We start from the raw sequence: 23,525 nt of genomic DNA on the forward strand, positions 1-23,525 counted from the left end.
GGTAAGCACACGCCAGCCCCATCAGGAGAGAACTGTGAAAGAAATTACCCAGCTTGCCGCTGAACTCGGCCGGCGTCTGCAGGTTCTGAATGCCCACGTCACCACGGCGGAATCCTGCACTGGCGGCGGGATTGCCGAGGCGATCACGCGGATCCCGGGCAGTTCGGCCTGGTTTGAGGCCGGTTATGTCACCTATTCCAACCGCCAGAAGACCCTTCAATTGAATGTGCCGGCCGATTTGTTCAATTCGGTTGGTGCGGTCAGTCGTGAAGTGGTAGAGGCCATGGTCCGTGGGTCACAGGCCAAGAGTCATGCGCATTTTGCGGTGGCGGTCAGTGGCATCGCTGGGCCGGATGGCGGTTCTGCGCAGAAGCCGGTGGGTACGGTTTGGCTGGCCTGGGGCGCGGGAGAGACGTTGACCTCCGAGTGCCGACACTTCCCCGGGAATCGCGATGAGGTTCGCCGACAAACGGTGAAGGCCGCGCTAGAGGGGTTGCTGCAACACGCTGCAGCAGAAATCGCAAATCAGGGGTAGGCGATCCTCGAGCGCTGTGGAATAATACTGGCTACTTATACAGGTGTTGGCCGTCAGGCCTTATTGATTACGTGAGGACTTTAATGGACGACAACAAGAAGAAAGCCTTGGCTGCGGCCCTGGGTCAGATCGAACGTCAATTCGGCAAGGGTGCCGTAATGCGTATGGGCGATCACGACCGTCAGGCGATCCCGGCCATTTCCACTGGCTCTCTGGGTCTGGACATTGCTCTGGGCATTGGCGGTCTGCCAAAAGGCCGTATCGTTGAAATCTACGGCCCTGAGTCGTCCGGTAAGACCACTCTGACCCTGTCGGTCATTGCCCAGGCGCAGAAAGCCGGTGCCACTTGTGCCTTCGTCGACGCGGAGCACGCGCTGGATCCGGAATACGCCGGCAAGCTGGGTGTCAACGTCGACGACCTGCTGGTTTCTCAGCCGGATACCGGCGAGCAGGCCCTGGAAATCACCGACATGCTGGTGCGTTCCAACGCGGTTGACGTGATCATCGTCGACTCCGTGGCGGCCCTGGTGCCCAAGGCTGAAATCGAAGGCGAGATGGGTGACATGCACGTGGGCCTGCAAGCCCGCTTGATGTCCCAGGCGCTGCGTAAAATCACCGGTAACATCAAGAATGCCAACTGCCTGGTGATCTTCATCAACCAGATCCGTATGAAGATCGGCGTTATGTTCGGCAGCCCGGAAACCACCACCGGTGGTAACGCGCTGAAGTTCTACGCTTCGGTTCGTCTGGATATCCGTCGTACCGGTGCGGTGAAGGAAGGCGACGAGGTGGTCGGTAGCGAAACCCGAGTCAAGATCGTCAAGAACAAGGTGGCTCCGCCGTTCCGTCAGGCCGAGTTCCAGATTCTTTACGGCAAGGGTATCTACCTCAACGGCGAAATCATCGATCTGGGCGTGCTGCATGGTTTCCTGGAGAAATCCGGTGCCTGGTACAGCTACCAGGGCAACAAGATCGGCCAGGGCAAGGCCAACTCGGCCAAGTTCCTGCAGGACAATCCGGAAATCGGCAACGCGCTGGAGAAGCAGATCCGCGAGAAGCTGCTGACCGCTTCGCCAGACGTCAAAGCCAATCCGGTGAAAGAGACCGAAGACGATATGGCCGACGCTGATATCTGATTGATCCAATGACCGCCGTACTCGATACCCTCGTCGCGGTGCGGCGAACTGCAATGGACCTGCTCGCGCGACGCGAGCACGGTCGAGTCGAGCTGACGCGTAAACTGCGTCAGCGCGGCGCTCCTCCTGAAATGATCGAAGTCGCCCTGGACCGTTTGACGGAAGAGGGGCTGCTGTCCGAATCCCGTTATCTCGAAAGTTTTGTTTCCTATCGTGCGCGCTCAGGTTACGGGCCGATGCGTATTCGCGAAGAGCTCAGCCAGCGTGGCTTGCAGCGAGGTGATATCGATCTTGCTCTGCGCGAGTGCGGTATCGACTGGCAAGAGCAGTTGCGAGACGTCTGGCAGCGCAAGTTTGCCGGGCAGTTTCCTGTGGATGCCCGTGAACGGGCCAAGCAAGGGCGCTTTCTGAGTTATCGCGGGTATTCCATGGACATGATCGGCCGTCTGTTGAGCGGCCGAGGGATGGATGACTGAGGTTGTACCCGCTGCCTGGTGCAGCGGGTGATGGTGCAGGTCAGCTGACTTTGCTGGTTTCTCGTGCGCGCTGGCGGGTCTCGGATTGTTGCCGGGTCCAGTTCTCCGGCAGGTTGATAAAGTCGATCAGTTCCCGCAGACGGCCGTTGTCACGAGCGTTGAAAACGAACGATAGCCGCGTCAGATGGCTGAACTGAACTTCGTCGTGCTCCTCTCCACTGTAGGTATGTTGCCGAAACTGGCCACTCAGGCACAGGTCGGCGAATGCTGTCTGCATGTGTTCCAGCGCCTGCTCATTGAGGCTGTGGTTCATGCGGATGACAAACTCCTGTTTTAGCCAGCGGCTGGAGTGGAAGTTGGCGTAGAACTGCTGGATTTCCTTAACTGCTTCTTCGGTGCTGTGTACCAGGCGCACCAGCTTCATGTCGCTGGGCAGGATGTAGCGATTGGCCTCCAACTGGTTATGGATGAAGTCCAGGGCGCCTTGCCAGAACTGCCCGCCAGGTGCGTCCAGTAATACCACCGGTACCAGAGGGCTTTTGCCGGTCTGGATCAGGGTCAGGACCTCCAGGGCTTCGTCCAGGGTGCCGAAACCACCAGGGCAAAGCACCAGGGCATCGGCTTCCTTGACGAAAAACAGCTTGCGGGTGAAGAAAAAGTGGAACGACAGCAGGTTTTCCGTGCCGCCCACGGTGGGGTTGGCATGCTGTTCGAAGGGCAGGGTGATGTTGAAACCCAGGCTGTGCTCCAGCCCTGCGCCATCATGAGCCGCTGCCATGATGCCGCCGCCAGCGCCGGTGATCACCATCAGGTCCGAGCGGGCCAGGGCTGCTCCCAGTTCCTTGGCCATGGCATAAAGCGGATGTTCGCTGGGCGTTCGCGCCGAGCCGAATACCGTCACTTTGCGCCGGCCCTTGAACTGTTCCAGTACCCGGAAGGCATGTTCCAGCTCGCGCAGCGCTTGCAGGGTAATCTTGGCGTTCCAGCGGTTGAGGTCGTCCTCGGCCATGCGCAGGACGGTGAGAACCATGTCGCGGTAGAGGGGGATATTCGGGCTGTTGGGGGCAATCTGGTTGAGTTGCGCTTCGACCTGGCTTGTGAGGTCGACGCCCTTGCTTTGGAAATGACGAGTTAACAGGTCATTCGATTGGTAAGGCATTCAGCTTCTCCTTCTGCACAGAACCTTGTGCACGGCCGAGGTATTCGAACGTGCCACGACACAGCCTGTGTCGCTGCCAGCTCAGCCCAGCGTGTGAGCAACTCTCTTGACCCGATCACCGCTGACCGTCGCTGGGCAGCAATCGAGGTATCCACAGAGGTTCTGCTTTCCTTTATTAAGAAAAAATTGCACTGCAAGACGCACAAGAACGGCCTCCTGAACCGTCCTGGAACAATCGATGGGAACCTTCGGACATGACTTGATCATGTGCCCATAAAGTCTTGGCTGGCAACCGCTTCTTAGTGAATTTAGCGGCCTTGGCACCATTGGTCAGGCGCCGCGGCAAGGGCTCGAGCCTCTGATTTACTAAAGTGCAGCGCTTGGTTCAGGAGCCGGCTCCAGGAAGGGGGCGCGGCCATCCGTCCGTGCAAGCCGAGGGCAGGGAGGCAAGGGATGACCACTGTCGTGCTGGAAGTCGATCCGCAGTTGTACCAGCTGTTGCAAGCTGCGGCGGCAGCCCATCATTTGAGTCTTGAGGAAGAGTGCCGGCGTCGCTTGGCGGGGGAGGAGCGGCCTTCGCGATATCTGCAGGCCCTGGTAGCGGAGTTGCGCGCCGATGATCAGCAGCGGCGCGCGTCCCGTTCTTGATTCACTTCTTCTTGGGCGTGTTTTGGGAAGGGCAATCCGATTCCTGGAAGCGCGCCGAGGCTACAGGGCGATTGGTGCGGTTTTCGGTGAACTCGTAGCGCATGACTGCGCCTTTGGCCATCAGCTTGCGGTAGTTGGGGTTGCGGCAGACGCTGGCACCCAGCTGCAAGTAGACGGCCTTGGGATTGGCGCGCATTTGTTCGGCGTGGCCGGCCTGGACGCTGAGGTGATTGATCAACTCCTTGCCTTCAACGGTATAACCCTGATCGAGAATGTTCTCGTTGACTTCCCGGGGAGTGCCGACGTTGCTTTCCGCAGCGACCTTCTCCAGCATTTTGCTCAGTTCGAACTCTTGCAAGGACGCAGCCTGGACACCCAGGGGCAAGGCCAGCAGAAGGGCGACGGTAGGGATGGTAAAGCGCAACATGAAACTCTCCTGGTGCAGTGACTGATGCTTCGACCAGCCACTCGACTGTGCGTTCAGTGGCGACGAATTATAGGGGGAGAGCTAGGAAGGCGGTACAGGTTTGAACAGATGGCTCTGATAAACTTGTCCGACTTTTTACCCCTTCGAGTTATTTCCGTGTCGATTCCTGTCCTTTGCCGGTGTGCTCAGCGATGAGCCATGCTGTATCCCGTCTACGTGATCTGCGCATGGCTCGTGCGGTCAAACCCTTTTTTGCGCGGGGCTCACGCGCTGAGCGCTGCCCGCGTTGCCGAGTGATTCCCAGCCACTGCCTGTGTGCCTGGCGGCCCAAGGTCAGCGCCGAGTCGGCCATGTGCCTGGTGATGCACGATGTGGAGCCGCTCAAACCGAGTAATACCGGCTGGTTGATCGCTGATGTGATTGCCGATACCTGGGCGTTTCACTGGTCCCGTACCGAGGTCGATCCGCAATTTCTGGCCTTACTGGCTGATCCGCAGTGGCAGCCTTATATCGTCTTTCCCGGAGAGTTCGTGGCCCCCGAGCGGGTGGTCAGCGAGGTCCGGCAGCAGGAAAGCAAGCGCCCGCTGTTCATTCTGCTGGATGCCACCTGGAGCGAAGCCCGCAAGATGTTTCGCAAGAGCCCCTATCTTGAGCACTTGCCGGTGCTGAGCCTGTCATCGGAGAAGCTCTCGCGCTACAAGTTGCGGCGCTCCAAGCGTGACGACCATTTCTGTACCGCCGAGGTAGCTGCCCTGTGCCTGGAGTTGGCGGGGGACGAGCAGGTCAGCCAGGTCATGGACGCCTACCTTGACGTATTCAGCACTCATTACCTGTCGGCGAAGTTCCAGAAGGCCATCGATCCTCTGGATGAAGTGCACTCCCGGCTCAAGCCCTTTGTGTAGTGGCGGCGCTGGCCTGGGGTTTTTGCGGCCATAGCTGGGCCACCAACATGCCGCTGAGCATGAGTGCGCAGCCGAAGTAACCGCGCAGCTGCAGTGATTCATCCAGCAGCCAGGCCCCGGCGATGGCGGCAAACACGGCTTCGAGGGACAGAATGATTGCCGCGTGGGAGGCGATCGCGTCCCTCTGGGCAATCACTTGCAGGGTGTAGCCGATGCCGACAGCAATCACGCCTCCGTAAAGAATGGCCGGACCGGCGGCGACAATCGCGTTCCAGTGAATCGGCTCCAGGCACAGCGCGAGGATCAGGCTCACCACCGAACAGGTGGCAAATTGCAGGAAGGCCAGGCGAATCGGGTCGTGGCGGCTGGCGAATACTCCCACCAGAATCACGTGTGCGCCCCAGACAAAGGCGCCGATCAATTGCAGCCAGTCGCCGGACGCAACGTGAAAGCTGTCGCTGACGGTCAACAGGAACATGCCCACCACGGCCAGCACCGCGCCGAGCCAGGTACCTAGTCCCGTCTTGTGGCCAATCAGCAGTCCCAGCAGCGGCACTACAATGACGTAGAGCCCGGTGATGAACCCGGCATTGGTTACGCTGGTAAACATCAGACCGACCTGCTGCAGGTTGATCCCCAGAGTAAGGGCCAGGCCCATGAGTACGCCGCCCAGCAACAGGCCACGATTGAGCAGGGGGGCGGGGTGTCGATCAGCGGGCGTTCTGCGTAGTACCAGTGGTAGCAGGCAGAGTGAGCCCAGAGCAAAACGCAGGCCGGAATAGAGGAAGGGGCCGATATGATCCATGCCGGAGGATTGTGCGACAAACGCAGCCCCCCAGATGACAGCGGTGATCAGCATCAGGACATCGGCACGCAAGGCTTGGCTTCGCATGAGGGCTCTCTTATTAGTTAGCTGGCTAAGATGCCGCAAAGCTTCACGCTTGACCACCCTGGCTTCGCTCGGCATGCTTGGCGCCGATTAGGGCGCCAGCACTGTTTGAACCACCGTTTTGCTCAGGCTTTTCGCGGTGTTCGTGCTCTTTGGGTATCGCATTCTGGCGAGCCCCCATGTTGCTGGGTGAGGGCTGAATGCATCAGTCCTGCCATGAAAAACAGGATCATTTGAAAAATGGCCACATACGAAATCCTGATTGCCGATGACCACCCGCTTTTTCGCAGCGCACTGCATCAAGCTGTCACTCTGGGCTTGGGTCCTGATGTGCGTCTGGTGGAAGTGGCGAGCATCGCCGAGCTGGAAGCCCGCCTCACCGAAAAAGCTGACTGGGATCTGGTGCTGTTGGACCTGAACATGCCTGGTGCCTACGGTTTTTCTGGCCTGGTGCTGTTGCGCGGGCAGTATCCGCAGATTCCGGTGGTGATGGTTTCGGCGCAGGAAGAAGCGTCCGTCATGGTTCGTTCCCGCGAGTTCGGGGCCAGCGGTTTCATTCCCAAGTCCAGTTCTCTGGAAGTCATTCAGCAGGCGGTGCGTAGTGTCCTCGATGGTGACGTCTGGTGGCCGCCGCAAGCGTTTGAAGAAGTCAGTGTTTCGGCGGAAGCCAAGGCCGCCAGTGAAGGCCTGGCAAGCCTGACGCCTCAGCAGTTTCGGGTACTGACCATGGTCTGCGAGGGGTTGTTGAACAAGCAGATCGCTTATGAGCTGAGTGTTTCCGAGGCGACGATCAAGGCTCACGTGACGGCAATTTTCCGCAAGCTCGGGGTTCGCACCCGTACCCAGGCGGCCTTGCTCTTGCAACAACTTGAGTCAATTTCCAGCCATTAACCTACGGGTTGTTCACGCTTTTTTGACTTTGGTTGAACTAGTTTCCCCACTCCTTTTTTCAGTTGCTCAGCTTATGTCGCCTTTCAAAGGTCAAACCGGTCTCAAACGTATCCTCAACGCCGCCGGCTATTCGTTCGATGGCTTGCGCGCCGCCTTCACCGGCGAGGCGGCATTTCGTCAGTTGGTGTTGCTCAACGTGATCCTGATTCCCTTGAGCTTCCTGCTCAACGTCAGCCGGGTCGAGCGCGCGCTGCTGATTGCCGTGTGCCTGCTGGCGCTGATCGTCGAATTGCTCAACTCGGCGGTGGAGGCAGCGATCGACCGGATTTCCCTGGATCGTCACCCGTTGTCGAAGAACGCCAAGGACATGGGCAGCGCGGCGCAGTTTGTCGCCCTGAGCATGATCACCATCGTGTGGGCCGTGATCCTGATCTAAGGAATGCTCGGCAGGACGATTTCGTCGCTGCGCTGTACCCCGGCGGTAAAGGAACGGCACAGTTCGAGGAACTCGCGCATGGCTGAAGTCTGATACTTCTGCTTATGCCAGATGAAGTAGAACTGCCGAGCCAGATCCAGGCCCGGTGTTTCCACTGGCACCAGGCTGCCACGACGAAAGGCATCTCGCAGCGCCAGCCTGGAGATGCAACCAATCCCCAATCCAGACTCCACTGCACGCTTGATGGCCTCGGTGTGCTCCAGTTCCAGACGGATGTTCAGCGCGCTGCGATGATGACGCATGGCCTGGTCGAAGGTCAGGCGTGTCCCGGAACCCTGCTCCCGGAGAATCCAGGCTTCGTGGGTCAGCTCCTCCATGGTGGCGTGGCCGCGTTTGGCCAAAGGGTGCTGGGGCGCGCAGAACACCACCAGCTCATCCTCGACCCAGGTTTGCACCTCGATATCCGGATGACTGCAGTCGCCTTCGATTAGACCCAGATCAATTTCGTAATGGGCCACCTGTTGCACGATATGCGCAGTGTTCTGCACATGGAGCTTCACCTGGCTTTCCGGATGCACCTGCATGAAGCTGCCGATCAGCAGGGTCGCCAGGTAGTTGCCAATGGTCAGGGTCGCGCCCACCGACAGCGAGCCGAATCCGGACTTGCCATTGAGCAGGTCCTCGATCTCCTTGGCCTGGTCCAGCAGTGCCACCGCTTGTGGCAAAAGCTGTTTGCCCAGGGCGTTGAGGCTCAGGCGCTTGCCGGCGCGATCAAACAGCTGGCAACTGGATTGGCGCTCGAGTTCGGTGATCGAGGTGCTGGCCGCCGATTGCGACAGGGCCAGAAGCCCGGCAGCACGAGAAACGCTCTCTTGCTGGGCGACGGCGACGAAGACTTGCAGTTGACGGAGAGTAAATCGCATATCGATATAACCGATAACCCTTATCTTAATAATCCAGTTAACAGATATTGTCGCCGCCATTAGAATGCTGTGCAATTGCGCTCATGGTTAGCGCAGGCAATTTCTAGGAGCCCCCGTACATGAGCAACATGAACCACGAGCGTGTCCTCAGTGTTCATCACTGGAATGACACTCTGTTCAGCTTCAAGTGCACCCGCGACCCGGGTCTGCGCTTCGAGAACGGTCAGTTCGTGATGATCGGCCTGCAACAGCCCAATGGCCGTCCGCTTATGCGTGCCTACTCCATTGCCAGCCCGAACTGGGAAGAGCATCTCGAATTCTTCAGCATCAAGGTTCCAGACGGTCCGTTGACTTCCCAGTTGCAGCATCTGAAGGAAGGCGACGAGATCATCATCAGCAAAAAGCCTACCGGCACCCTGGTGCTGGATGACTTGAAGCCGGGCAAACACCTGTACCTGCTCAGCACCGGCACCGGCCTGGCGCCGTTCATGAGCGTGATCCAGGATCCGGAAACCTACGAGCGTTTCGAAAAAGTGATCCTGTGCCACGGCGTTCGCTACGTCAACGAAGTCGCCTACCGCGAGTTCATCACCGAGCACTTGCCGCAGAACGAGTTCTTCGGCGAAGCGCTGCGTGAGAAGTTGATCTACTACCCCACCGTGACCCGCGAGCCGTTCGAGAACGAAGGCCGCCTGACCGATCTGATGCGCAGCGGCAAGCTGTTCCGCGACATCGGTCTGCCACCCATCAACCCGCAGGACGACCGCGCCATGCTGTGCGGCAGCCCGAGCATGCTGGAAGAAACCAGCGAAGTGCTCAACAGCTTCGGCCTGACCGTTTCGCCGCGCATGCGCGAGCCGGGCGACTACCTGATCGAGCGCGCCTTCGTCGAGAAGTAGGAGCGAGCTTGCTCGCGAAGATCGCCCAAGCAGCGCATTGGTGCTGATTGGGCACGATCTCCCGAACGCAAAAAAGCCCGCGTTGCCTATCAAGGCAACGCGGGCTTTTTCGTTTCTGCGGTTCAGCCCGCCGGGACTACTTCCAACACCCGGATCAGCCCTGGCTCGGGGTAATGCCAGCGCACATCCAGGTCCCAGAACTGCGCACCGTATTCCCGCTCGGCAGTGGGCACCTGATAGGCCGGGCGCGGGTCCTGGGCCAGGCACTGCTCGATGAGCTCCACCAAGGGCTCCTGCAGGCGCTGAGCGTGGGTCTTAGCCTGGTGCAGGGCAATGTCCTGCCACTGCACTGGTATCAACTGTGGTGCAGCGCTGGCGATCTCATTGCTCGCCGCAGCAATGATGTCGGCGTAAGGCACATAGGGTTTGATATCGAGGATCGGTGTGCCGTCCAGCAGGTCGATGCCGGAGATCCACAGGCGGTTGGCCTCGACCCTGTCCAGCTTGACCACCGACTGGCCGATGCCGTTGGGTCTGTGGGTCGCTCGGGTAGCGAAGACCCCCATGGACTTGTTGCCCCCCAGGCGCGGCGGGCGCACCTTGAGCCGCGGCTTGTCTTCCAGGGCCTGGTGAAACAGGAACAGCAGCCAGACATGGCTGACCTGCTCCAGCCCTTGCACCGCCTCGCCCTGATCGAAGGGTGCCACCAGCTCAAGCACCCCGCGCGCGGCCGGCGCCAGTTGCGGTTGGCGCGGGATGGCGAACTTCTCCTTGAAGCAGGAGCGCACGAAGCCGATGGGGGAAACGCTGTAGGTCATTTGGCAAGCCTCAAGCTTTGAGCTACAAGCCGCAAGCTACAAGCTTTGAACTGGCAGCTTGAAGCTTGCAGCTGCCTTAAGCTCTAACCCGCAGGGTCAGGCCCTTGAGGAAGTTACGCAGCAACTGGTCGCCGCAAGGGCGGTAGTTGGTGTGGCCGAACTTGCGGAACAGCGCGCTCAGCTCAGGCTTGGACACCGGGAAGTCGGCGGCCTTGAGCACGGCGTGCATGTCATCTTCCTTGAGTTCGAAGGCCACGCGCAGCTTCTTCAGGATGATGTTATTGGTCACCGGTAGTTCGATCGGCAGCGGCGGACGGCTTTCATCCTTGCCACGCTTGAAGATCACCAGGCCGTCGAGAAAGTGCGCCATGACTTCGTCCGGGCAGTGCACGAAGCCTTCTTCCTCGTCCTTCTTCAGGTAGCTGACGATGTCGTCCAGGCTGACCTTGAAGCCGGTGAGCTTGATGATGTCCACGACCTTCTTGTCGCTGATGTCGAGCATGTAGCGCACGCTGCGCAGTACATCGTTATGAATCATGGTTACAGTCCTGATCAATGCGCGTTGAGCGCCGCGCCAGGGCACGGCGTCTGAATGGGGGCGGTTTTAGAACTTCTCTTTGGCCGACAGGTAGCGCCATTGGCCCAGCGGCACCTTGCCGATGGACACGCCGCCGACACGAATGCGCCGAATGGCGACGACCTTGAGGCCGACGGCTTGGCAAAACAGCGCGATCACGCCCGGCTGCGGGTTCTTCATGGCGAAGCGCAGCCGGTTTTCGTTCTGCCAGCTGGCCTTGACCGGCGGCAGCTCGCGGCCCTTGTAGGTCAGGCCGTGGTTCAGGCGGTTGAGGCCGTGGTCGATCATCTCGCCTTCGACCTCGACCACGTATTCCTGCTCGATCTTGGCCGCATCGGCCGTCAGCTTGCGCAGCACTTTCCAGTCCTGGGTGAACACCAGCAGGCCACTGGCGTTGGGCTGCAGGTCTTCACTGGCGGTCAGGCGCAGGAAGTGCCCGCGCAGCGGACGTTTGCCGTAGCGGTGCTCGTCCGACAGGCTGTCGGCGCCGATGGATGCCAGGGCGCTGTCCAGATCCTGGCCGGCGGGAACGTTGAGCAGGATGGTTACCGGCTCCGGGGCGGTGGCCTTGGCCTCGGGGTCGAGGACGACCTTTTGCGCGCCGACCTTGAACTGCGGTTCGTCGATGACTTCGCCGTCTACGGTGACCCAGCCGCCCTCGATGAACAGCTCAGCCTCCCGGCGGGAGCAGCCGACCAGTTCGATGAGGCGTTTGGAGAGACGAATCGGGTCAGTCATGTCAGGGGCCGTATCAAAAGAGGGCGGCTATTGTACCTGCCTGGCGCCGGTTAATCGCGGGTCCATTTGCCCGCTGTGGCTTTTAGCCGCGTCGGGCCTGCAGTTGTGGTTGTTTCAGGCGCATGTGCAGCAACGGGTAGGGCTGGCCCATGCCGTCCTGTTCGGAGCGGCCGACCACCTCAAAGCCCTGCTTGAAGTAGAAGCCCAGCGCTTGAGGATTCTGTTCATTGACGTCCAGTTGCTGGGCATTCAGGTGTTCCACCGCGTAATGCAGCAGTTGCCGGCCCAGGCCCTGGCCGCGATGAGCCGGGTCGATGAACAGCATCTCGATCTTGCCCGCTGCCACGCCAGCGAAACCGGTGATGCGTTGCCGCTGATCCCGGGTACAGATCAGCATCACCGCATCCAGGTAGCGGGTCAGTACCAGGTTTCTCAGCAGCTCTATATAGCTGTCCGGGAGAAAGTCGTGGGTGGCGCGCACCGAGTCTTCCCAGACGCGGACCAGTTCCGGGTAGTCGCTGAGTTTGGGGGTGTGGATGACCGAGTGGTGGCGCATGCCGCTTGTCCCTGAAGTGATTGGCAAGGGCTAACGATAGACCGAAAAAAGCCCCGCATCTCGTGGCGAGAGCGGGGCTTGGCAGTTTTTTTACGCCTTACAGGGTCTCGGCCCAGAGGTCGTATTCGTCGGCGTCGGTGACCCGGCACCAGACCTTGTCACCCGGCTTCAGGTCGCCCGCACCGTCGATGAACACGTTGCCGTCGATCTCCGGCGCATCGAAGAAGCAGCGGCCCACGGCGCCATTCTCGTCGACTTCATCGATCAGCACTTCGATCTCTTTGCCGATGCGCTGTTGCAGGCGTGCCGAGCTGATTTCCTGCTGGTGCGCCATGAAGCGCTCCCAACGGTCCTGCTTGACCTCGTCCGGGACCACTTCCAGGTCCAGGTCATTGGCCGGAGCGCCTTCCACCGGCGAGTACTGGAAGCAGCCGACGCGGTCCAGCTGGGCTTCGGTCAGCCAGTTGAGCAGGTACTGGAAGTCTTCCTCGGTTTCGCCAGGGAAGCCGACGATAAAGGTCGAGCGGATGATCAGCTCGGGGCAGATCTCGCGCCAGGCCTTGATCCGCGCCAGGGTCTTGTCTTCGAAGGCCGGACGCTTCATGGCCTTGAGCACTTTCGGGCTGGCGTGCTGGAACGGGATGTCCAGGTACGGCAGGATCTTGCCGGCGGCCATCAACGGGATCAGCTCGTCCACGTGCGGGTACGGGTACACGTAGTGCAGGCGCACCCACACACCCAGAGTACTCAGGGCTTCGCAGAGCTCGGTCATGCGGGTCTTCACCGGCGCACCGTTCCAGAAGCCGGTGCGGTACTTGACGTCGACGCCGTAGGCGCTGGTGTCTTGGGAGATCACCAGCAGTTCCTTGACCCCGGACTTGACCAGGCGCTGGGCCTCGTCGAGCACATCGCCCACTGGGCGGCTGACCAGCTTGCCGCGCATCGACGGAATGATGCAGAAGCTGCAGCTGTGGTTGCAGCCTTCGGAAATCTTCAGGTAGGCGTAGTGGCGCGGGGTCAGCTTGATGCCTTGCGGCGGCACCAGGTCGATCAGCGGGTTGTGGTCCTGTTTCGGCGGCACCACTTCGTGCACGGCGTTGACCACTTGCTCGTACTGCTGCGGGCCGGTCACTGCCAACACGCTTGGGTGCACGTCACGGATATTGCCTTCTTCCACGCCCATGCAGCCGGTGACGATGACCTTGCCGTTTTCCTTGATGGCTTCGCCGATCACTTCCAGGGATTCGGCCTTGGCCGAATCGATGAAACCGCAGGTGTTGACCACCACGACATCGGCGTCCTGGTAGGTGGACACCACGTCATAGCCTTCCATGCGCAGTTGAGTGAGGATGCGCTCGGAGTCGACCAGAGCTTTTGGGCAACCCAGGGATACGAAGCCGACTTTCGGGTTGGCCGGCGCGGAGGGGGTGGACATGTCTAACCTCGGTATTGGGTGTCGAATCACTTGGGGGGCAAGTGCGACGCTTGGGCGCTGGCTGCGCCTCTGATCAAAAAGTGCGCAATTCTAGCGATGGTCGACGCGCTTGACCAGCTTTATACGGGGGAAATACGACCAGCGCTGGACTATGCTTCTTCCCGTTATGCCCGGTTGCTTTCATACGACGTTAGTTGGCGCCTTAGTGGTAATAAGAATCTGCAAATTACATGGCAAACTGCGCAACTTAAGAGAATAGCGCTTGTATAACCTTGCGCTTTCTATATAAGAAGCCCCGGTCTTGAGTAGTAGGAGTCATTGATGGGTCAGGCAAGTAGTCAGGCGGCGAGTGGCGAGCACTCCGGGGGCAAGCCTCTGGGGATGCTGGTGGCGGCGGTCGGGGTGGTGTATGGCGATATCGGCACCAGTCCGCTCTACACCCTCAAGGAGGTGTTTGCCGGCCATTATGGGGTTCAGGTCAATCATGACGGGGTGTTTGGCATCCTCGCGCTGATTTTCTGGTCGTTGATCTGGGTCGTTTCGATCAAGTACGTGCTGTTCGTCCTGCGGGCCGACAACCAGGGCGAGGGCGGCATCATGGCCTTGACCGCGTTGGCCAGACGGGCGTCCGGTTCCTATCCGCGCTTGCGTTCGATGCTGGTGATTCTGGGCCTGATCGGGGCGGCGCTGTTCTATGGCGACAGCATGATCACCCCGGCGATTTCCGTGCTGTCGGCGGTCGAGGGCCTGGAGTTGGCATTCAGCGGCCTGGAACACTGGGTGGTGCCGATGGCGCTGGTGGTGCTGGTGGCCTTGTTCCTGATCCAGAAACACGGCACTGATCGCATCGGCAAGCTGTTTGGCCCGGTGATGGTGGCTTGGTTCGTGGTTCTGGGCGGGCTGGGGGTCAATGGCATTCTCCAGCACCCCGAGGTGTTGCAGGCGTTGAACCCGATGTGGGGCGTGCGCTTCTTCATTGTCCATCCGGGCATGGGGGTCGCCATCCTCGGGGCGGTGGTTCTGGCATTGACCGGTGCCGAAGCCTTGTACGCCGACATGGGGCACTTCGGGCGCAAGCCCATTGCCCGGGCCTGGTTCGCCCTGGTGCTGCCGGCGCTGGTGCTGAACTACTTCGGCCAGGGCGCGTTGCTGCTGGAAAACCCTGAAGCCGCCCGCAACCCCTTCTACCTGCTGGCGCCGAGCTGGGCCTTGATTCCGCTGGTGGTGCTGGCCACCCTGGCCACGGTGATCGCGTCCCAGGCAGTGATTTCCGGAGCCTTCTCCCTGACTCGCCAAGCAATCCAGCTGGGTTACATCCCGCGGATGCACATTCAGCACACGTCCAGCGCCGAGCAGGGGCAGATCTACATCGGCGCGGTGAACTGGGCGCTGATGGTGGGTGTGATCCTGCTGGTGCTCGGTTTCGAGTCCTCCGGTGCCCTGGCTTCGGCCTACGGCGTGGCGGTGACCGGAACCATGCTGATCACCAGCATCCTGGTGTCGGCGGTGATCCTGCTGCTGTGGAAGTGGCCGCCGATGCTGGTGGTGCCGCTCCTGCTGGGATTCCTGTTGGTGGATGGGCTGTTCTTCGCCGCCAACGTGCCGAAGATCTTCCAGGGCGGCGCCTTCCCGGTGCTGGCGGGGATCGTGCTGTTCCTGCTCATGACCACCTGGAAGCGCGGCAAGGAATTGCTGGTGGATCGCTTGGACGAAGGCGGGCTGCCGCTGCCAATCTTTATCGGCAGCATCCGCGTACAGCCGCCACATCGGGTGCAGGGCACTGCCGTGTTCCTCACGGCCCGTCCAGACGCCGTGCCCCACGCCTTGCTGCACAACCTGCTGCATAACCAGGTGCTGCACGAACAAGTGGTGCTGTTGACGGTGGTCTACGAGGACATTCCGCGGGTGCCTGCAAATCGGCGCTTCGAGGTGGACTCCTACGGCGAAGGTTTCTTCCGGGTGATCCTGCACTTCGGTTTCACCGACGAACCGGACGTCCCGGAAGCCCTGAAACTGTGCCACCTGGATGAGCTGGACTTCAGCCCCATGCGCACCACCTACTTCCTCAGCCGTGAAACCGTGATCGCCTCCAAGCTGGTGGGCATGGCCCGCTGGCGCGAAGCGTTGTTCGCCTTCATGTTGAAGAACGCCAACGGCAACCTGCGCTTCTTCAAGCTGCCGGTGAACCGGGTGATCGAACTGGGTACTCAGGTCGAGATGTAATCCTGACCAGACAAAAGCCCCCGTTGCCTTGCGGCAGCGGGGGCTTTTTCGTTTCTACGGTTCTGTAGGAGCGGGCTTGCTCGCGATAACGGACCGACCATCGACATCGATGCTGATGACAGGACGGTTTCTCCCGGAGCCCACCGGCCCCGAGATCGCCCTTGGTCTTTACGCGGCGAGCGCCTGCACCACATCGTCCACCACCGCCTTGCCCATGGCGGTCAGGTAGTGCGCGGCCCAGGCGTGACGATCGCTGTCCTTGCTGTAGGCGGCGTCTTCGGCAAAGGCCTTGGTCAGGGACAGCATATCGGAAGCTTGGGCCAGGGCGTCGCCAATGGGCAGGCCGGGGCTGACCTGGAACAGCGGGCGTTCCGAGCAGTAAAGGAAAGTGCTTAAGCCGATAGTTTTCAGATCTGACAGTTGAGGCGGGTTCGCATTGTTCATGGTCCAACTCCTGAATTTGAGGAGCTACCACGTTCGTTTCCAAGCGAATGGGTGGCAGCTGTACGCAGGTTGGAAAACCGGTAATCCAGGAAACCGGCAGACCCGAAGGTCTCCCACGCACAGCCGCCATAACAGATGGATTACAGGTGTTAAATTCGCCTGCAATCACTATGGGGTGTTAGTTGCCCAGACTCTTCGGGTTTCCAAGCCCGGTCGCTGAAGTTCAGCGACACCCGGAGCCTAGCCCGTCGAAGCGCAGGCCAACAAGGCAGCAAAGTGCCCAAAACGCACCCCTTACACAACTCTCGGAGTTTGCCTACAACCTGCGCGGGAGTCATCCGCCATTACGCGGTCTTCAGCGAGGAAGCTCAGGCCGCTGATGTAAAAAAGCCCCCGCAACCTGAGGCTGCGGGGGCTTTGATGGGGCGAGGCTCAGCTCACTCTTGAGCGGTGGCCTGATCCTTGACCTGGCGCTTTTCGATGGCATCCACCAGGCGCTTGGCCAGTGCCGGGTAGTTCTCATCGAAGTGATGGCCGCCCGGCAGCTTCATGGCTTCACCGACCGCAGTCTTGTCGGTGCAGCCGCTTTCGTCGACTTCTTCCTCACCGTAGATGCACACCACCTTGGCGGCGGGCAGCTTGGCCATTTCCGGGCCGGTGGCAGCTTCCTTGCCGGCATTGCCCAGCCAGCCTTCGACTTCGATCTCGAAGCTGCCGGTACGGGCGAAGGCCAGCAGGATAATGGCGTCGACCCGCTGCTGCTCGGCTTCCGGCAGGCGGTTGTAGATCGCCGGCAGCACGTCGGCGCCGAAGGAGTAGCCGGTCAGCACGAAGCGCTTGGTGCCCCACTTCTGCCGGTAGTGCTGCATCAGTTCGGTGAGGTCAACGGCGCTTTGCTCAGGCGTCTTGTGCTGCCAGTAGTAGCGCAGAGTGTCGATGCCCACCACCGGGTAGCCGATCTTGGCCATCTCGCCAGCCACGTCGCGGTCCAGGTCGCGCCAGCCGCCGTCGCCGGAGAGGAACAGGGTCACGGTGTCCTTGGCCTGGCCGGCCGGGACTTCCACCACGGGAATGTTCAGGCCGCCGTTTTCCGAACCGACCAGCAGCTTGCGCAGCTCGTTGTTCAGCACTTGGGGCAGGTGGATGTCGTAGTCGCTGATGCTGGTGGTGGCGTTGGGGGTATCACGCACGAAGCCGGCACTTTCGTCATCCGGGTTGTCGTTCCAGGCCACCAGCCAGTGGCCGTGGGCCAGGGTCTTGGGCAGTGGATCGGTGCAGCCGGGCGCCGGGTTGATGGTGAAGCCTACCGACACGGCTTGGGCCTTGTCGTCGTTCTGGGTGGCGACCCAGCGCCAGGCCAGGGCGGCGCCAGGGCCGATGCCGCTGACCAGGGTGGCCGGGCCACTGAGCTGGGGCAGGGCGCTTTGCAGGGCTTGTTCCTGCAGTTTGCAATCGTCCTTGGGCAGGATCACCTGGACGATCTGCGCCGCGCCGCTGCGGCTCAGGGCCAGCAGTTGTTTATCGGTCAGGGTCGAATCAGGCAGCACCGCCACCACCACCCGGGCCTTGGCCTTGGCGCCTGGGGTCACTCGGGTCAGGGTCGAGCCATCGGCCTGGGTCAGTTGTTCCAGGGTCGGTTCAGGGGCGGGGCGGTTCCACCACCAGTAGCCACCACCCGCAAGCAAAGCCAGTACCACCAGTGTGGCCAGCAGATACCGCCAAGAGCGTTGAATCATCAGCGTTTCACCAATCCAGTCAGGCCGCCTGCGATCAGGGCGGCGGTGTCGGCCAGTGCCACCAGCGGGTCGAGCCCGGCCGGCACGGCCATGTAACGGGGTTCCCAGTCGGGCTGGAACTTGTCTTTGAAGCGGCGCAAGCCTTGGAAGTTATACAGTTGCTCGCCACGGCGGAAGACCATCGAGCCGAGGCGTTGGGTCAGCGGCGCGCCACGCCGGGGTTGCAGGCCGGACAGCGGCACCATGCCCAGGCTGAAGCGGGCGTATCCATGATTTTTATAATGCTGGATCAGGCCGACCATCATGAACTCCATGGTCAGCTTCGGGGCGTCCGGGTGCGCGCGCATCAAGTCGAGGCTGGCCAGGTCATGGCTGTAGGTCTCGAGCAGGTTGGCGAAGGCCACCGGGCGTCCTTCAAAACGGATGATGGCGATGCGGAAGTGCTTGAGGTAGTCGTCGCTGAAGCGGCCCAGGGAAAAGCCTTTCTCGCGGACATTCTTGCCGGTCAGCCAGGCGTCTGAGATCACTTTCAGCTCGTCCATCGGCGCTTGCCCCGGCTCGTGGATCTCCAGCGACAGGCCGTCGCGGGTGCCGCGGTTCCAGGTGTAGCGCAGGTCCTTCATCTCCTTGCCCTTGGCTTCCAGATCAAAGCGCTTGAGGTCGACCCGGGCTTCTTCGCCGAGCTTGATCGCGGTCAGGCCGATGTCCATGTAGTAGGGCAGGTTTTCCGCCCGTACCTGGTAGAACACCGGGCGCGCGTGGTGCAGGTCGCACAGGTCGCGGAACTGCCAGATCATTTCCGCGCGCTGCTGGGTCGGGCCGATGGGGTCGTACAGCGCCACCAGGCTGCGGCCGCGGCGAGCGTACATCAGGAAGGCATCGTCGTTGGGGTGGAACAGCAGCGCCTTGTCGCCGGTCAGGGCCAGGCCGCCGTCAGGTTGGGACGAGGCCATGAGGATCTTCGCAGCCTTGTCCAGCTCGTCGCTGGTGGGCAGGTGGATGACCGGGCGTGCGGTACGCAGCAGCCAGGTCAAGGACACCACCAGCAACAGCACCGCAGCCCCCAACAGCGAACGCAGGCCCCGGGGGGCGTCGGCGTCGAGGGTGAACTGCCACCACAGTTGGTGGCTGTAGGGCACGTCCTGATAGGCGAACAGCAGCAGCCAGGTGGAGGCGCCGAGCACGCAGACGCTGGCCACCAGGTACAGCGGCGAGAAGGGCAGTTCGGTGAGGCGGCTGGGGCGATAGAACGAGCGCCGGAACACGGCCAGCAGGCTGGCGGTGAGGGTCATCAGGCAGGCTTCTTCCCAGTCAAAGCCTTTAAGCAGCGAGAGCAGGGCGCCCACCAGCAACAGAATGGTGGTGAGCATCCAGGCGGCGGACAGGCGCCGGCGCAGGCCTTGGGCCAGCAGCAGGCAGAGCACGCCGATCAGGCTGGCGCCGAAGTGCGAAGCGTCCACCAGGCGGTGGGGAATCAGGAAGCCGATGTGCTGCAGGCGGGTATCGATTTCCGGGGTGGCGCCGGAGAACAGCAGCACCACGCCGGAGAGGAACACCAGCACCGCCAGGATCGGCGCTGCCAGGCCGGAAGCTACCCGCAGGGATTGTCGGGTCTGGAACAGGCGCTGGGCTTCGTTGATCAGCAGCAGGACGCAGGCCACCAGCATCGGCAGCACCACGTAGATCAGGCGATACAGCAGCAAGGCGGCCGCCAGGGGCGCGGCCCCGAGCTTGTCGGCAAACGCCGCCAGCAGGATGGCTTCGAACACCCCGACGCCGCCAGGCACGTGGCTGAGCACACCGGCGGCCAGGGCCAGCAGGTACACCAGCAGGAAGGCGCCGAACGGCGGTGCCTCGGGCAGCAGCAGGTAGAGCACGGTGGCGGCTGCGGCGACGTCCAGGGCGGTGATGATCAGTTGCAGGAAGGTCAGGCGCCGTCCAGGCAGGCGCAGGGTGCGGCGTCCGACCCGTACCAGCAGGTTGTCGCGCAGAGGCTGCTCTGGCAGGCGTCGGCGATAGATGCCGACGGCCAGTACTGCACCCAGCAGCAGGATAGCCAGGGCAATGCCGGCCAGCAGGCTTTCGGGCAGGCGCAGGGCCGCCGAGGCTGCCGGCAAGTTACTCAAAGTGGCCAGGGCCGCCAGCGGTGGCAAGGCACAACCCAGAGAGAGGCTGGCAAACAGGGTCATGTGCGCGACGTCGGAGGCCCCCAGCCCATGACGTGCATACAGGCGATAACGTACCGAGCCGCCGGACAGCAGCGACAGACCAATGGCGTTGCCGATGGCGAAGGCGGTGAAGCCGCCCAGAGCCAGGGTGCGGCCGGGCAGGTTGACTCCGGCATAGCGGCTGGCGGACCACTCGTACCCCAGCAGAATGATGAAGCCGACGATGGTCGCGCCCAGGGCGCCCAGTAGGGCGGGCTTGGGTACTTCGAGGATCGAGTCGTGCAGGGCGTAGAAATCCAGCTCGCTAAGCAGGTGACGGCAAGCGATCAGGGCAATGGCGAACAGCAGCAGGGTTATGGCCAGGCCCAGGGGTTGGCGGTACTTGCTCAACAGGTCCAGCCAGCGCAGGCGAGTGGTTGTCACAGGTTGAGTGGCGGTAGTGGTATCGCTGTCTTGCGAATCAGACGTGTTGGCGCGCATCAATCACCTCGTGGATTGTGCGCGACAGGATGGGGGTATCCGGCCAAGTTACCAATCCCTGTAGAAAAAATAGTTTCAAATATTAACGCGTCTCACCGTGGCCCGGCGACCCTGGGCGATGGCCGCCGGGTGGTTGCTCGAGACAGAGCATAGCTCGCATCTTGAAGGGTCGAAGCATCGCTAAAAGGCTCGCAACACTTTGCCAGGTCATTGTTGCGAAAGGACTTTTTCAACAGATACAAAAAAGGCCACTCTTTCGAGCAGCCTTTTTTGATGTTTGGTTGCGGGAGCCGGATTTGAACCGACGACCTTCGGGTTATGAGCCCGACGAGCTACCAGACTGCTCCATCCCGCGTCTGTGTGGCGGCATTCTACAGGCGAACGACTGAGTGTCAACCATTAATGGTTCGACAGGTCAAATAAACGTCGAATGGCCGGTTCCGTCTCTTAAGTCATCGACAGCTAAAGAGTTTTGCCTATGCCGTGTTTGAGAGGGAGTAGTGCAAAACAGGCGCGCACAAAAAAGGCCACTCTTTCGAGTAGCCTTTTTTGATGTTTGGTTGCGGGAGCCGGATTTGAACCGACGACCTTCGGGTTATGAGCCCGACGAGCTACCAGACTGCTCCATCCCGCGTCTGTGTGGGCGGATTCTACAGCGTCGCTGGCGTCTGTCAATCATTAATTTTTAAAAAAGGCTTCCTGTTCAATCGCTTAGCGTGCTTCCAGGAGCGTTTTTCGAGGCTTGGGCCCAGGTAGAACGTGGCTTTCAGCTCTATGGAACGCTTGGTGCCCATTAAGAGAATAAATTTCTCATGGCGCTTTGCCGATTGATCCGAGATGCAAGGTACTGGTGCTATATACAGGTGTCGGTAGATACTGGCTGCCCGCTTTGATTCCAACTTCGGCTTTCAATGATCACTGCCTTTATATGATGCAGCGCAAAATCATCCACATCGACTGTGATTGCTTCTACGCCGCCATCGAAATGCGCGACGACCCGCAACTGGCCGGCAAGCCGCTGGCAGTGGGTGGTTCCGCAGATCGGCGGGGGGTGATCGCCACCTGCAACTACGAGGCGCGGGCCTATGGCGTGCGCTCTGCCATGTCGTCGCGGCACGCGTTGACCCTGTGCCCGGACCTGGTGATCGTCAAGCCGCGCATGGATGCCTATCGCGAGGCGTCGAAAGAGATTCATACGATCTTTCGTGACTACACCGATCTGATCGAACCCTTGTCGCTGGACGAGGCCTATCTGGATGTTTCCGATAGCCCGAACTTCGCCGGTAGCGCCACGCGCATTGCCCAGGACATTCGCCGGCGGGTTTCCAACCAGTTGCATATCACGGTGTCGGCCGGGGTCGCGCCCAACAAGTTTCTGGCCAAGATTGCCAGCGACTGGAAAAAGCCCAACGGCCTGTTCGTGATCACTCCGGATCAGGTGGAGGATTTTGTCTCCGAACTGCCGGTGAGCAAGTTGCATGGGGTGGGCAAGGTCACGGCGGACAAACTGGGTCGCCTGGGGATTGTCGACTGCCTGCAGTTGCGCGAATGGAACAAGCTAGCCCTGGTGCGCGAGTTCGGCAGTTTCGGCGAACGCCTGTGGAGTCTGGCCAGGGGGATCGACGAGCGGCCGGTGCAGAATGACAGCCGGCGGCAGTCCATCAGCGTGGAAAACACTTACGACGTGGACCTTCCCGATCTGGATAGCTGCCTGCAGAAGCTGCCGGAGCTGATGGAGACTCTGGCAGGGCGCATTGCGCGTATCGACAGCAGTTATCGGCCGGGCAAACCCTTCGTCAAAGTGAAGTTCCACGACTTTACCCAGACCACTCTTGAGCAGGCGGGGGCCGGACGGGATCTGGAGAGTTATCGGCAACTGCTGACCCAGGCCTTCAAGCGTGGCGGCAAGCCAGTGCGGCTCTTGGGGATTGGCGTGCGATTGCAGGATCTACGCGGTGGTCACGAACAGCTGGAGCTGTTTCGGGGCGTGTTGTAGGCGCTGGCAGGCTGGCGAATTGGGCGTCGCGATCGATCCGCGGCGTGGTGTTCGCCGGCAAGCCGGCTCCTTGTCAATCAGTGACCGGGATCGGCGACCAGGCGGCCGGCGTTCTTGGTCAGGGACTTTAGAAACTCGCTCTGCAATTCCGGATCGTTGCGTGTCAGCTCGATCAGGCTCTGCTCCAGCTCGCTGGCCTCTTCTTCCAGACCCAACTCCGACAGGCGCTTGACCCGGTGTACCCATTGGCTCACTTCGTCATCTTCCAGGTCGTCGTAGATCAGTGCGTGAGCTTCCACCAGCTTGCCGCGCAGGGTGCTGCTCAGGCTCAGGGACGAGTCGGAATGCACTTCGTCCTGAGCATCCTCGACACTGATCTGCAACTTGCCGATGTGGTTCAGATCCTGTTCGGAGAATGGCGCGTCCAGCAGGTTCAAGCGCAGCACGCCATTACGATCGGTGCTCATGTCGTAGGTTTGCTTACCGGCCTTGACCTGCACCGGGCGCTCGCTCCAGGGCAGGCTCGAATACTCCAGGCGCTTGTCACGCTGGACTTCATCGATGGCTGCCAGGTTCTGCTGGGCACGACCGTGGGACGGCATGTTCATGAACGGGTTGAGCCCGGACACGCCATAGCTGACCCAGTCCTTGGTGACGCTGTCCGGCAGGTTGCCCAGGGCAAACACGTTGACCACATTGGCGCCGACGCCGGCCACCAGGGCCACCGCGCCCAGCGGGATCTCGTAGATTTCCCGCCAGGGTTGGTAGGGCGTATAGCGATCGTAGCGGCGAGTGACCTCGAATTCGGTGACTTCGAAGGTCTTCTGCTCGTGGATGCGTACCCGGCGTTGCGGCAGCTCAAGCACCTTAGGCTCACCGACATCGATCTGCAGGCTGTGGTCGAGCAGTTTGCGCTCGACGCGTTCCTCGTGTTCGCTGCGTTGCGACATCTGGTTGGCGCAGCCGCTGACCAGCAGGGCGCCGCACAAGGCGGCGCCCCCGAGGCTTAAGGTGTTTCGCTTGAACATGACTT

At 60.9% G+C, this 23,525-nt stretch carries 23 protein-coding genes and 2 tRNA genes; 10 read left to right on the forward strand and 15 right to left on the reverse strand.

Annotated elements, in window-relative coordinates:
* Positions 1 to 34 precede the first annotated feature (34 nt).
* The 3 genes from WIN67_RS06155 (at position 35) to recX (ending at position 2,147) form a co-directional block, all read left to right on the forward strand.
* Positions 35 to 535 carry a CinA family protein gene (locus WIN67_RS06155; RefSeq protein ID WP_110594973.1) on the forward strand — a complete coding sequence of 167 codons (501 nt, stop codon included), beginning with the start codon at positions 35 to 37 and terminating at the stop codon, positions 533 to 535.
* An 83-nt stretch (positions 536 to 618) separates the two neighbouring features.
* A complete protein-coding gene (recA, locus tag WIN67_RS06160; protein ID WP_011059579.1) occupies positions 619 to 1,671 on the forward strand; it encodes a recombinase RecA in 1,053 nt (350 codons plus the stop codon).
* Positions 1,672 to 1,679: 8 nt separating this feature from the next.
* Positions 1,680 to 2,147: a recombination regulator RecX gene (gene recX, locus WIN67_RS06165; protein WP_102861425.1), complete on the forward strand. Its 468-nt coding sequence runs from the start codon at positions 1,680 to 1,682 to the stop codon at positions 2,145 to 2,147.
* A gap of 40 nt (positions 2,148 to 2,187) precedes the next feature.
* On the opposite strand, the gene WIN67_RS06170 is transcribed toward recX, so the two are convergent.
* Positions 2,188 to 3,306 (reverse strand): LOG family protein, encoded by a 1,119-nt coding sequence (locus WIN67_RS06170; RefSeq protein WP_102878593.1) that lies wholly within the window; start codon positions 3,304 to 3,306, stop codon positions 2,188 to 2,190.
* Positions 3,307 to 3,759: 453 nt separating this feature from the next.
* On the opposite strand from WIN67_RS06170, the gene WIN67_RS06175 reads away from it, so the two are divergent.
* On the forward strand, positions 3,760 to 3,954 hold the full coding sequence (locus WIN67_RS06175; RefSeq protein ID WP_110594975.1) for a hypothetical protein: 195 nt from the start codon (positions 3,760 to 3,762) through the stop codon (positions 3,952 to 3,954).
* A gap of 1 nt (position 3,955) precedes the next feature.
* On the opposite strand, the gene WIN67_RS06180 is transcribed toward WIN67_RS06175, so the two are convergent.
* A complete protein-coding gene (locus WIN67_RS06180) occupies positions 3,956 to 4,381 on the reverse strand; it encodes a quorum-sensing-regulated virulence factor family protein (protein WP_102861428.1) in 426 nt (141 codons plus the stop codon).
* Positions 4,382 to 4,572: 191 nt separating this feature from the next.
* Here WIN67_RS06180 and WIN67_RS06185 point away from each other — a divergent pair, with 191 nt between their 5' ends.
* Positions 4,573 to 5,283: a tRNA-uridine aminocarboxypropyltransferase gene (locus WIN67_RS06185; protein ID WP_339070773.1), complete on the forward strand. Its 711-nt coding sequence runs from the start codon at positions 4,573 to 4,575 to the stop codon at positions 5,281 to 5,283.
* Here WIN67_RS06185 and WIN67_RS06190 read toward each other — a convergent pair.
* Positions 5,267 to 6,175, reverse strand: coding sequence for a DMT family transporter (locus WIN67_RS06190; protein ID WP_170001053.1), 909 nt, complete (start codon positions 6,173 to 6,175; stop codon positions 5,267 to 5,269). The genes WIN67_RS06185 and WIN67_RS06190 overlap by 17 nt on opposite strands.
* A gap of 237 nt (positions 6,176 to 6,412) precedes the next feature.
* On the opposite strand from WIN67_RS06190, the gene erdR reads away from it, so the two are divergent.
* Both erdR and WIN67_RS06200 read left to right on the forward strand, forming a co-directional pair.
* Positions 6,413 to 7,063 (forward strand): response regulator transcription factor ErdR, encoded by a 651-nt coding sequence (erdR, locus tag WIN67_RS06195; RefSeq protein ID WP_102861431.1) that lies wholly within the window; start codon positions 6,413 to 6,415, stop codon positions 7,061 to 7,063.
* Positions 7,064 to 7,136: 73 nt separating this feature from the next.
* Positions 7,137 to 7,499, forward strand: a complete 363-nt coding sequence (locus WIN67_RS06200; protein ID WP_011059587.1) for a diacylglycerol kinase — start codon at positions 7,137 to 7,139, stop codon at positions 7,497 to 7,499.
* Here the strand turns inward: WIN67_RS06200 and WIN67_RS06205 are convergent.
* Positions 7,496 to 8,422 carry a LysR family transcriptional regulator gene (locus WIN67_RS06205; protein ID WP_102861432.1) on the reverse strand — a complete coding sequence of 309 codons (927 nt, stop codon included), beginning with the start codon at positions 8,420 to 8,422 and terminating at the stop codon, positions 7,496 to 7,498. The genes WIN67_RS06200 and WIN67_RS06205 overlap by 4 nt on opposite strands.
* Positions 8,423 to 8,541: 119 nt before the next feature.
* On the opposite strand from WIN67_RS06205, the gene fpr reads away from it, so the two are divergent.
* Complete coding sequence (gene fpr / locus WIN67_RS06210; protein ID WP_016966062.1) at positions 8,542 to 9,321, forward strand: ferredoxin-NADP reductase; 780 nt, start codon at positions 8,542 to 8,544, stop codon at positions 9,319 to 9,321.
* A 122-nt stretch (positions 9,322 to 9,443) separates the two neighbouring features.
* On the opposite strand, the gene tsaA is transcribed toward fpr, so the two are convergent.
* The 5 genes from tsaA to rimO all read right to left on the reverse strand — a co-directional run bounded on the left by tsaA (position 9,444) and on the right by rimO (position 13,445).
* Positions 9,444 to 10,139, reverse strand: coding sequence for a tRNA (N6-threonylcarbamoyladenosine(37)-N6)-methyltransferase TrmO (gene tsaA, locus WIN67_RS06215; protein WP_339070774.1), 696 nt, complete (start codon positions 10,137 to 10,139; stop codon positions 9,444 to 9,446).
* 76 nt (positions 10,140 to 10,215) lie between these two features.
* Positions 10,216 to 10,677: a DUF1456 family protein gene (locus WIN67_RS06220; RefSeq protein WP_110594980.1), complete on the reverse strand. Its 462-nt coding sequence runs from the start codon at positions 10,675 to 10,677 to the stop codon at positions 10,216 to 10,218.
* A 66-nt stretch (positions 10,678 to 10,743) separates the two neighbouring features.
* Positions 10,744 to 11,454 carry an rRNA pseudouridine synthase gene (locus tag WIN67_RS06225; protein ID WP_339070776.1) on the reverse strand — a complete coding sequence of 237 codons (711 nt, stop codon included), beginning with the start codon at positions 11,452 to 11,454 and terminating at the stop codon, positions 10,744 to 10,746.
* A gap of 82 nt (positions 11,455 to 11,536) precedes the next feature.
* Positions 11,537 to 12,010, reverse strand: coding sequence for a GNAT family N-acetyltransferase (locus WIN67_RS06230; protein WP_102861435.1), 474 nt, complete (start codon positions 12,008 to 12,010; stop codon positions 11,537 to 11,539).
* A 97-nt stretch (positions 12,011 to 12,107) separates the two neighbouring features.
* The gene (gene rimO / locus WIN67_RS06235; RefSeq protein WP_047284184.1) at positions 12,108 to 13,445 is read right to left on the reverse strand and encodes a 30S ribosomal protein S12 methylthiotransferase RimO; all 1,338 of its coding nucleotides are present in this window, start codon (positions 13,443 to 13,445) and stop codon (positions 12,108 to 12,110) included.
* Between the two features lie 381 nt (positions 13,446 to 13,826).
* Between rimO and WIN67_RS06240 the strand changes: the two genes are divergently transcribed.
* A complete protein-coding gene (locus WIN67_RS06240; RefSeq protein WP_372820914.1) occupies positions 13,827 to 15,668 on the forward strand; it encodes a potassium transporter Kup in 1,842 nt (613 codons plus the stop codon).
* Positions 15,669 to 15,836: 168 nt separating this feature from the next.
* Here the strand turns inward: WIN67_RS06240 and WIN67_RS06245 are convergent, their stop codons facing one another.
* From WIN67_RS06245 to WIN67_RS06265, 5 genes are all read right to left on the reverse strand, one after another.
* On the reverse strand, positions 15,837 to 16,112 hold the full coding sequence (locus WIN67_RS06245; RefSeq protein ID WP_339070777.1) for a DUF3077 domain-containing protein: 276 nt from the start codon (positions 16,110 to 16,112) through the stop codon (positions 15,837 to 15,839).
* A 437-nt stretch (positions 16,113 to 16,549) separates the two neighbouring features.
* Positions 16,550 to 17,848, reverse strand: a complete 1,299-nt coding sequence (locus tag WIN67_RS06250; RefSeq protein WP_110594982.1) for a virulence factor family protein — start codon at positions 17,846 to 17,848, stop codon at positions 16,550 to 16,552.
* Positions 17,848 to 20,496 carry a bifunctional lysylphosphatidylglycerol flippase/synthetase MprF gene (mprF, locus tag WIN67_RS06255; protein WP_102878602.1) on the reverse strand — a complete coding sequence of 883 codons (2,649 nt, stop codon included), beginning with the start codon at positions 20,494 to 20,496 and terminating at the stop codon, positions 17,848 to 17,850. Before mprF ends, WIN67_RS06250 begins: the two co-directional genes overlap by 1 nt.
* A gap of 278 nt (positions 20,497 to 20,774) precedes the next feature.
* Positions 20,775 to 20,851 (reverse strand) — tRNA-Met (locus tag WIN67_RS06260).
* A 202-nt stretch (positions 20,852 to 21,053) separates the two neighbouring features.
* Positions 21,054 to 21,130, reverse strand: a tRNA-Met gene (locus WIN67_RS06265).
* Positions 21,131 to 21,424: 294 nt separating this feature from the next.
* Here WIN67_RS06265 and dinB point away from each other — a divergent pair.
* Complete coding sequence (dinB, locus tag WIN67_RS06270) at positions 21,425 to 22,492, forward strand: DNA polymerase IV (RefSeq protein ID WP_213664823.1); 1,068 nt, start codon at positions 21,425 to 21,427, stop codon at positions 22,490 to 22,492.
* 77 nt (positions 22,493 to 22,569) lie between these two features.
* Here the strand turns inward: dinB and WIN67_RS06275 are convergent, their stop codons facing one another.
* Entirely contained in the window at positions 22,570 to 23,520 is a 951-nt protein-coding gene (locus WIN67_RS06275; RefSeq protein WP_102878604.1) for a hypothetical protein, read from the reverse strand.
* Positions 23,521 to 23,525 lie beyond the last annotated feature (5 nt).

The sequence above is a fragment of the Pseudomonas idahonensis genome (assembly GCF_037903935.1).
Lineage (GTDB): Bacteria > Pseudomonadota > Gammaproteobacteria > Pseudomonadales > Pseudomonadaceae > Aquipseudomonas > Aquipseudomonas danubii.

Bases quoted from the DNA above. Each gene is read 5' to 3' on its own strand.
- recA (WP_011059579.1), top strand. From the start codon at position 619: ATGGACGACAACAAGAAGAAAGCCTTGGCTGCGGCCCTGGGTCAGATC.
- recX (WP_102861425.1), top strand. From the start codon at position 1,680: ATGACCGCCGTACTCGATACCCTCGTCGCGGTGCGGCGAACTGCAATG.
- WIN67_RS06170 (WP_102878593.1), bottom strand. From the start codon at position 3,306: ATGCCTTACCAATCGAATGACCTGTTAACTCGTCATTTCCAAAGCAAG.
- WIN67_RS06175 (WP_110594975.1), top strand. From the start codon at position 3,760: ATGACCACTGTCGTGCTGGAAGTCGATCCGCAGTTGTACCAGCTGTTG.
- WIN67_RS06180 (WP_102861428.1), bottom strand. From the start codon at position 4,381: ATGTTGCGCTTTACCATCCCTACCGTCGCCCTTCTGCTGGCCTTGCCC.
- WIN67_RS06185 (WP_339070773.1), top strand. From the start codon at position 4,573: ATGAGCCATGCTGTATCCCGTCTACGTGATCTGCGCATGGCTCGTGCG.
- WIN67_RS06190 (WP_170001053.1), bottom strand. From the start codon at position 6,175: ATGCGAAGCCAAGCCTTGCGTGCCGATGTCCTGATGCTGATCACCGCT.
- erdR (WP_102861431.1), top strand. From the start codon at position 6,413: ATGGCCACATACGAAATCCTGATTGCCGATGACCACCCGCTTTTTCGC.
- WIN67_RS06200 (WP_011059587.1), top strand. From the start codon at position 7,137: ATGTCGCCTTTCAAAGGTCAAACCGGTCTCAAACGTATCCTCAACGCC.
- WIN67_RS06205 (WP_102861432.1), bottom strand. From the start codon at position 8,422: ATGCGATTTACTCTCCGTCAACTGCAAGTCTTCGTCGCCGTCGCCCAG.
- fpr (WP_016966062.1), top strand. From the start codon at position 8,542: ATGAGCAACATGAACCACGAGCGTGTCCTCAGTGTTCATCACTGGAAT.
- tsaA (WP_339070774.1), bottom strand. From the start codon at position 10,139: ATGACCTACAGCGTTTCCCCCATCGGCTTCGTGCGCTCCTGCTTCAAG.
- WIN67_RS06220 (WP_110594980.1), bottom strand. From the start codon at position 10,677: ATGATTCATAACGATGTACTGCGCAGCGTGCGCTACATGCTCGACATC.
- WIN67_RS06225 (WP_339070776.1), bottom strand. From the start codon at position 11,454: ATGACTGACCCGATTCGTCTCTCCAAACGCCTCATCGAACTGGTCGGC.
- WIN67_RS06230 (WP_102861435.1), bottom strand. From the start codon at position 12,010: ATGCGCCACCACTCGGTCATCCACACCCCCAAACTCAGCGACTACCCG.
- rimO (WP_047284184.1), bottom strand. From the start codon at position 13,445: ATGTCCACCCCCTCCGCGCCGGCCAACCCGAAAGTCGGCTTCGTATCC.
- WIN67_RS06240 (WP_372820914.1), top strand. From the start codon at position 13,827: ATGCTGGTGGCGGCGGTCGGGGTGGTGTATGGCGATATCGGCACCAGT.
- WIN67_RS06245 (WP_339070777.1), bottom strand. From the start codon at position 16,112: ATGAACAATGCGAACCCGCCTCAACTGTCAGATCTGAAAACTATCGGC.
- WIN67_RS06250 (WP_110594982.1), bottom strand. From the start codon at position 17,848: ATGATTCAACGCTCTTGGCGGTATCTGCTGGCCACACTGGTGGTACTG.
- mprF (WP_102878602.1), bottom strand. From the start codon at position 20,496: ATGCGCGCCAACACGTCTGATTCGCAAGACAGCGATACCACTACCGCC.
- dinB (WP_213664823.1), top strand. From the start codon at position 21,425: ATGATGCAGCGCAAAATCATCCACATCGACTGTGATTGCTTCTACGCC.
- WIN67_RS06275 (WP_102878604.1), bottom strand. From the start codon at position 23,520: ATGTTCAAGCGAAACACCTTAAGCCTCGGGGGCGCCGCCTTGTGCGGC.